This is a genomic window from Micromonospora sp. S4605 (assembly GCF_003176715.1).
GTDB lineage: Bacteria > Actinomycetota > Actinomycetes > Mycobacteriales > Micromonosporaceae > Micromonospora > Micromonospora echinaurantiaca.
The window spans coordinates 1-6479 of the sequence record NZ_QGSW01000410.1; the positions used below are offsets into that span (position 1 = coordinate 1).

Consider the following 6479-nt stretch of genomic DNA (forward strand, 5'->3'; position numbering starts at 1 on the left):
GGCCGGCCGAGCCGGTCGAGGCGGCCCCGGTGGCCACGGCGGGCGCCGACGGCGGCGACGGCGAATCTGGCAGCGACGGCGGTGCGGACGGAGCGCTGCCCACCCGGACCCGGGGCCGGAGCCTGGCCGGCGAGGATCCGCTGCCGACCCGGGCCCGGCGCTGGTCGGAGCAGGCGGCCCTGGACGGGCCGACCTTCCCGACCGGCCTGCCGATGGCCGGCACCCGGTCCGACCTGGACGCCGCGCCGACCGGTGCCCCGGCCGGTCCGGCGCCCGCCGGCGATGTCGCGCCGGCGACCGACGGCGGCCCGGACGCCGCCCCCCAGCCGCAACCGGTCCGGACCGACTCCGGGCTGCCCGTCCGGGTCCGGCAGGCCAGCATCGTGCCCGAGCTGCGCGACGAGCCGGCCGCCCCGGACGACGAAGAGGACGTGGTCCGCCCGCCCGAGCAGGTACGCCGGATGATGAGCTCCTACCAGACCGGCACCCGGCGCGGGCGTACGGACGCGGCGCGATTGCTCGGCGGGCCCGGCGCCAGGTCGGACTCCGGGCCCGACCCCGACGAGCAACAAGCGACCTGACCGGCGCGGGCGGTGCGGGTACCCCGCTCGCGACGTGACGGTCAGCCCCACACGAGCACGGCGACAACGCCGGGGGAGAAGAGGACGACGAGTGGCGCAGAAGACGGCTTCGAGTGCCGACCTGACGTGGTTGCTGGATGATCTGGTCGGCCGGGTGAAGCAGGCCGAGCATGCTGTCGCGCTCTCGACGGACGGCCTGCTGATGGCCTCCTCGCAGGGACTGAGCCGCGACGACGGAGAGCACCTCGCGGCGATGGCGGCCGGCATCCAGAGCCTGGCCCGGGGCGCCGGCAAGCGCTTCGGCGGCGGGCAGGTGCAGCAGACCATCATCGAGATGCAGTCCTCGTTCCTGTTCGTCACAGCCGCCGGGCGCAACGCCTGTCTAGCGGTGCTGGCCAGCGAGGACGCCGACGTGGGCCTGATCGCGTACGAGATGGCGATGCTGGTCACCCGGGTCGGCAAGTTCGTCGCCTCGCCGACACGCAACGCCGAGCAGTCGGCCGGCGAGAAGTAGCCGCGATGACCGTGCAGGGCGAGTCCGCGGAACATCAGTGGGTGGACGACCATGCGGGTCCGGTGGTGCGTCCGTACGCGGTGACGCGTGGCCGGGCCCGCCCGGTCACCGGCACGTTCGACCTGATCTCCCTGGTGACGGCGACCCGGGCCGACGTGACCCCGGAGGTCGGCCTGGGGCCGGAGCACCTGGCGATCGTCGGGCTCTGCCAGCGGATGCAGTCCGTCGCCGAGATCGCCGCCCACCTGGACCTGCCGGTGGGCACCATCCGCGTCCTGCTCGGCGATCTGGTGGCTCGCAACCTGGTGCAGGTCCGCGAGCCGCGCAACACGGCCGGCCTTCCCGACAACAGCGTTTTCGAGGCGGTAATCAATGGACTACGGGCACTCTGAGCGGCCGGCGGGAGCGACCCCACTGCCCACCGCGATCAAGATCCTGGTCGCGGGTGGATTCGGCGTGGGCAAGACCACCATGGTCGGTGCGGTCAGCGAGACGCGCCCGTTGCGTACCGAGGAGGTGCTGACCGAGAGCGGCGTCGGCATCGACGACCTCTCCGGGGTGGAGAGCAAGACCACCACCACGGTGGCGATGGACTTCGGCCGGATCACCATCAGCGACGACCTGGTGCTCTACCTGTTCGGCACCCCCGGCCAGGACCGGTTCTGGTTCGTCTGGGACGAGTTGGCGCTCGGCGCGATCGGCGCGGTGGTGCTGGCGGACACCCGCCGGCTGGCCGACTGCTTCCCCTCCATCGACTACTTCGAGGGCCGGGGCACCCCGTTCGTGGTGGCGGTGAACTGCTTCGAGGGCTCCCGGCAGTACCGGCTGGACGAGGTGCAGGCGGCCCTCAACCTGGACCCGGGGGTGCCGGTGCTGCTCTGCGACGCCCGGCAGCGGGAGTCCAGCAAGGAGGTGCTCATCACGCTGATGGAGCACGCCATGAAGACCCGGGACGCCCGCCGCCGGGCCGCCGCCGACTGACCCGGCCGGCTCCGGCGCCGGTCGCCCGGCGCTGGCGGCCTGAGCCGTACGACGAAGGGCCCCTTCCCGCTCGCGCGGGAAGGGGCCCTGTTCGCCGTGGTGTCAGCTGGCGATCATGCGGCGCAGGACGTACTGCAGGATGCCGCCGTGGCGGTAGTAGTCCGCCTCACCCGGGGTGTCGATCCGCACCACCGCGTCGAACTCGATCCCGGTGTCGGTGCTGACCTTGACCGTACGCGGCGTCTCGCCGTCGTTCAGCCCGGTCACCCCGGCGATCGAGAACGTCTCGGTGCCGGTCAGGCCCAGCGACTCGGCGGTCTCGCCGGCCGGGAACTGCAGCGGCAGCACGCCCATGCCGATCAGGTTCGAGCGGTGGATCCGCTCGTACGACTCGGCGATGACCGCCTTGACGCCGAGCAGCATGGTGCCCTTGGCAGCCCAGTCGCGCGACGAGCCGGAGCCGTACTCCTTGCCGGCCAGGACGACCAGCGGCACGCCGGCCTCCTGGTAGGCCACCGAGGCGTCGTAGATCGAGGTCTGCTCGCCGGTCAGGTGGTTGACAGTGAAGCCGCCCTCGACGCCGGGCACCAGCTGGTTGCGCAGCCGGATGTTGGCGAAGGTGCCCCGGATCATGACCTCGTGGTTGCCCCGGCGGGAGCCGTACGAGTTGAACTCGTGCCGCGGCACGCCGTGCTCGGCGAGGTACTTACCGGCGGGGGAGTCGGCCTTGATGGAGCCGGCCGGGGAGATGTGGTCGGTGGTCACCGAGTCGCCCAGCTTGGCCAGCACCCGGGCACCGGCGATGTCGGTGACCGCCTTCGGCTCCCGCTCCATGCCCTCGAAGTACGGGGGCTTGCGGACGTAGGTCGACTCACCCTCCCAGGCGAAGGTGTCACCGGTCGGGGTCGGCAGCGACTGCCACCGCTCGTCGCCGGCGAAGACGTCCGCGTACGCCGAGCTGAACCCGGAGGCGCCGATCGCCGAGGCGATGACGTCCTGGATCTCGGCGCTGTTCGGCCAGATGTCGCGCAGGAAGACGGGGTTGCCCTGGCTGTCCTCGCCGATCGGCTCGTTGGCCAGGTCGATGTCCATCGTGCCGGCCAGCGCGTACGCGACCACCAGCGGCGGGGACGCCAGGTAGTTCATCTTGACGTCCGGGTTGATCCGGCCCTCGAAGTTCCGGTTGCCGGAGAGCACCGAGACGACGGCCAGGTCGGCGTCGTTGACGGCGGCCGAGATCTCCTCGGGCAGCGGGCCGGAGTTGCCGATGCAGGTGGTGCAGCCGTAGCCGACCAGGTGGAAGCCGAGCTTCTCCAGGTAGGGGGTGAGGCCGGCCCGCTCGTAGTAGTCCATGACGACCTTGGAGCCGGGCGCCAGGGTGGTCTTCACCCACGGCTTGCGGGCGAGCCCCTTCTCCACCGCGTTCCGGGCCAGCAGCGCGGCACCGATCATGACCTGCGGGTTGGAGGTGTTGGTGCAGGAGGTGATCGCCGCGATCACCACGGCGCCGTGGTCCAGCTCGAACTCGGTGCCGTCCGCGCCGGTGACCCGGATCGGGTTGGTGGCCCGCCCACCGGCGCCGACCGCTGCCGTCTCCAGGTCGCGCGGGGCGTCGGCCGGGTCGTTGACCCCGTTGGCCGGGGAGTCGCTGGCCGGGAAGGACTCGGCGCTGGCCTCGTCGGCGTGGCCGATGACCCCGAACGGCTTCTCCTGCTGCGGCACGCCGGCGGCGCGGCCCCGGTCACCACCGGTCTCGTCGGCGGCCACGTAGTCCTTCAGCGCGGAGCGGAACAGCGTCTTGGCGCTGCCCAGCGGCACCCGGTCCTGCGGGCGCTTCGGGCCGGCCAGGGACGGCTCGATGGTGCTCAGGTCCAGCTCCAGGCGCTCCGAGTACTCCGGCTCAGCCGCCGGGTCGTGCCAGAGGCCCTGCTCCTTGGCGTACGCCTCGACCAGCGCGACCTGCTTCGGGTCGCGGCCGGTCAGCTCCAGGTAGCGGACGGTCTCGGCGTCGATCGGGAAGATCGCCACGGTGGAGCCGTACTCCGGCGACATGTTGCCGATGGTGGCCCGGTTGGCCAGCGGCACCGCACTCACGCCCGGACCGTAGAACTCGACGAACTTGCCGACCACACCGTGCTTGCGCAGCATCTCGGTGATGGTGAGCACCAGGTCGGTGGCGGTGGTGCCGGCCGGCATCTCGCCGGAGAGCTTGAAGCCGACGACCCGCGGGATCAGCATGCTGACCGGCTGGCCGAGCATCGCGGCCTCGGCCTCGATGCCGCCGACGCCCCAGCCCAGCACGCCCAGGCCGTTGACCATCGTGGTGTGCGAGTCGGTGCCGACGACCGTGTCCGGGTACGCCTGCCCGTTGCGCTCCATGATGGTGCGGGCCAGGTACTCGATGTTCACCTGGTGCACGATGCCGGTGCCCGGCGGGACGACCTTGAACTCGTTGAACGCGGTCTGGCCCCAGCGCAGGAACTGGTAGCGCTCCTTGTTGCGCTCGTACTCCAGCTCGACGTTGCGCTGGAAGGCGTCCTCACGGCCGAACAGGTCGGCGATGACCGAGTGGTCGATCACCAGCTCGGCCGGGGCGAGCGGGTTGACCTTGGTCGGGTCGCCGCCGAGGTCGCGTACCGCCTCGCGCATGGTGGCCAAGTCGACCACGCAGGGCACGCCGGTGAAGTCCTGCATGAGCACCCGCGCCGGGGTGAACTGGATCTCCACGCTCGGGTCGGCGGTGGGGTCCCACGCGCCGAGCTGCCGGATGTGGTCGGCGGTGATGTTCGCGCCGTCCTCGGTCCGCAGCAGGTTCTCCAGCAGGATCTTCAGGCTGTAGGGCAGCCGATCGTGGCCGTCCACCTTGCCGATCTTGAAAATCTCGTAGCTCGCGTCTCCGACGCGTAGCTGGGTCTTCGCACCGAAGGTGTCGAGGCTCGCCACGTCGTACTCCTTCACACCAGCGACCGTGAGTAGTCCTGAGCAGTCTGTCGCACCGGCCGGAGTGCCGCCGTGGTTAGGTGACACTTACCGCCGATTCTCGCTTTCAACAAAACCGTACGTCCGTCTTGCTAAAGGCGCAACCTCGTGCCATGGTTCGGGACGAGGAGGTACCACCATGATCCATCACGTCCAACTCGCCTGCCCGCGCGGCTCCGAGGACGCGTCGCGGTCCTTCTACGTGGGCGTGCTCGGGCTCACCGAAAAGCCCAAGCCGCCGGTCCTCGCGGCCCGCGGTGGCTGCTGGTTCACCGGTCACGGCGCCGAACTGCACCTCGGCGTCGAGGACGACTTCCGGCCCGCCCGCAAGGCGCACCCCGCCCTGCTGTGGCCGGACCTGGACGCGCTCGCCGACCGGCTCACCGCCGCCGGTCACCCCGTCACCTGGGGCGATGACGAGCTACCCGGGATGCGCCGCTTCCACACCGAGGACGTGCACGGCAACCGGCTGGAGTTCCTGGCTCCGCTCGGGTGACCCGCGGGTCACTGGGCGGCGTCCGGCGCGTCGTGCGGGGGGATGCAGGGGTTCAGGCCGTGCCGGTGGCGCCGGCGGCACGGCGCACGGCCTCGTCCAGGGCTTCAGGGGTACGACCGACCACCGCGCTGCCGTCGTCGAGCAGCAGGATCGGGCGCTGGATCAGCTCCGGCGAGGCGACCATCGCCTCGACCCAGCGTGGCTCGGTCGCCGTGTCGCGCGGCCAGTCCGCCATCCCCCGGGAGGCCGCCGCCGGCTCCTGGAGCCGGCAGACGTCCCAGGGACGCGCGTCCAGCCGGCGCAGCACCTCGACCAGTTCCTCGGCCGTCGGCGGCTGGTCGAGGTACGGCCGGACCTGGTAGCCGACGCCGGCCTCGTCCAGCACGGACCGGGCGCAAGCGCTCTTGGAGCAGGCGGGGTTGTTCCAGATCTCCATGCCCGCCATGGTGCCAGCCGCCCAGCCGCCCGTCATGGCACGCCCGCCTCGGCGGCGGGGACGCCCACCCGGGGCCGGCCCGTCGGTCGAGCGCGGCAATGGTTCGGCGGGCGTAAACCTGGTCGGCCGTCGGTCTGTCCGGCCGGGCGTGTCGTCGCCGGTCGAGCCAGTGCCGCCTCGGCGTGATACCTCAGAGTCATAGATATGCCGCTGCGTCATCACGCTGTCGGGCGATTGGTCGGCGCGGCGTCCCGCGACGCCCCGGCACCCCTGCGCCCTGGCCCAGGGTGCTCCTCCAGTCGATCCAACACCAGCCCGCCGCCCGTCTCGCGGCCGCCCGGACAGCCGGGTGATCAAGGGGTTGGTGTCATGCCGAGGGCCGGATCCTGACACAAACCCCTTGATCGCACTGGGCGGACGGGCGGGCGGTGCGGTCGGGATGCCCGGTGGCGTCGGGGTGCGGTCGGCGGGCGCCCCTGGCGGGGCCCCGGG

General features: G+C 71.8%; 6 protein-coding genes and 1 pseudogene. 5 read left to right on the forward strand and 2 right to left on the reverse strand.

What is annotated here, in order from left to right; all coding sequences use genetic code 11:
* The 4 genes and pseudogenes from DLJ47_RS32440 to DLJ47_RS32455 form a co-directional block, all read left to right on the forward strand.
* A pseudogene (locus tag DLJ47_RS32440) lies at positions 1–581 on the forward strand (nitrate- and nitrite sensing domain-containing protein); the annotation flags it as partial.
* A gap of 91 nt (positions 582–672) precedes the next feature.
* The gene (locus DLJ47_RS32445) at positions 673–1095 is read left to right on the forward strand and encodes a roadblock/LC7 domain-containing protein (protein ID WP_088992930.1); all 423 of its coding nucleotides are present in this window, start codon (positions 673–675) and stop codon (positions 1093–1095) included.
* 5 nt (positions 1096–1100) lie between these two features.
* A complete protein-coding gene (locus DLJ47_RS32450) occupies positions 1101–1487 on the forward strand; it encodes a DUF742 domain-containing protein (RefSeq protein WP_088992931.1) in 387 nt (128 codons plus the stop codon).
* Positions 1468–2076, forward strand: coding sequence for a GTP-binding protein (locus DLJ47_RS32455; protein ID WP_109905797.1), 609 nt, complete (start codon positions 1468–1470; stop codon positions 2074–2076). Before DLJ47_RS32450 ends, DLJ47_RS32455 begins: the two co-directional genes overlap by 20 nt.
* Before the next feature lie 102 nt (positions 2077–2178).
* On the opposite strand, the gene DLJ47_RS32460 is transcribed toward DLJ47_RS32455, so the two are convergent.
* The gene (locus tag DLJ47_RS32460; RefSeq protein ID WP_109905799.1) at positions 2179–5034 is read right to left on the reverse strand and encodes an aconitate hydratase; all 2856 of its coding nucleotides are present in this window, start codon (positions 5032–5034) and stop codon (positions 2179–2181) included.
* A gap of 160 nt (positions 5035–5194) precedes the next feature.
* Between DLJ47_RS32460 and DLJ47_RS32465 the strand changes: the two genes are divergently transcribed.
* Complete coding sequence (locus tag DLJ47_RS32465) at positions 5195–5551, forward strand: VOC family protein (RefSeq protein WP_109905801.1); 357 nt, start codon at positions 5195–5197, stop codon at positions 5549–5551.
* Positions 5552–5603: 52 nt separating this feature from the next.
* Here DLJ47_RS32465 and DLJ47_RS32470 read toward each other — a convergent pair whose 3' ends face one another.
* Positions 5604–5987 (reverse strand): ArsC/Spx/MgsR family protein, encoded by a 384-nt coding sequence (locus tag DLJ47_RS32470; protein WP_109905803.1) that lies wholly within the window; start codon positions 5985–5987, stop codon positions 5604–5606.
* Between the last annotated feature and the right edge of the window lie 492 nt (positions 5988–6479).

What these genes read in the sequence shown, in the direction of transcription:
- DLJ47_RS32450 (WP_088992931.1), top strand. Translation starts at nt 1,101, where the DNA reads ATGACCGTGCAGGGCGAGTCCGCGGAACATCAGTGGGTGGACGACCAT.
- DLJ47_RS32455 (WP_109905797.1), top strand. Translation starts at nt 1,468, where the DNA reads ATGGACTACGGGCACTCTGAGCGGCCGGCGGGAGCGACCCCACTGCCC.
- DLJ47_RS32465 (WP_109905801.1), top strand. Translation starts at nt 5,195, where the DNA reads ATGATCCATCACGTCCAACTCGCCTGCCCGCGCGGCTCCGAGGACGCG.
- DLJ47_RS32470 (WP_109905803.1), bottom strand. Translation starts at nt 5,987, where the DNA reads ATGGAGATCTGGAACAACCCCGCCTGCTCCAAGAGCGCTTGCGCCCGG.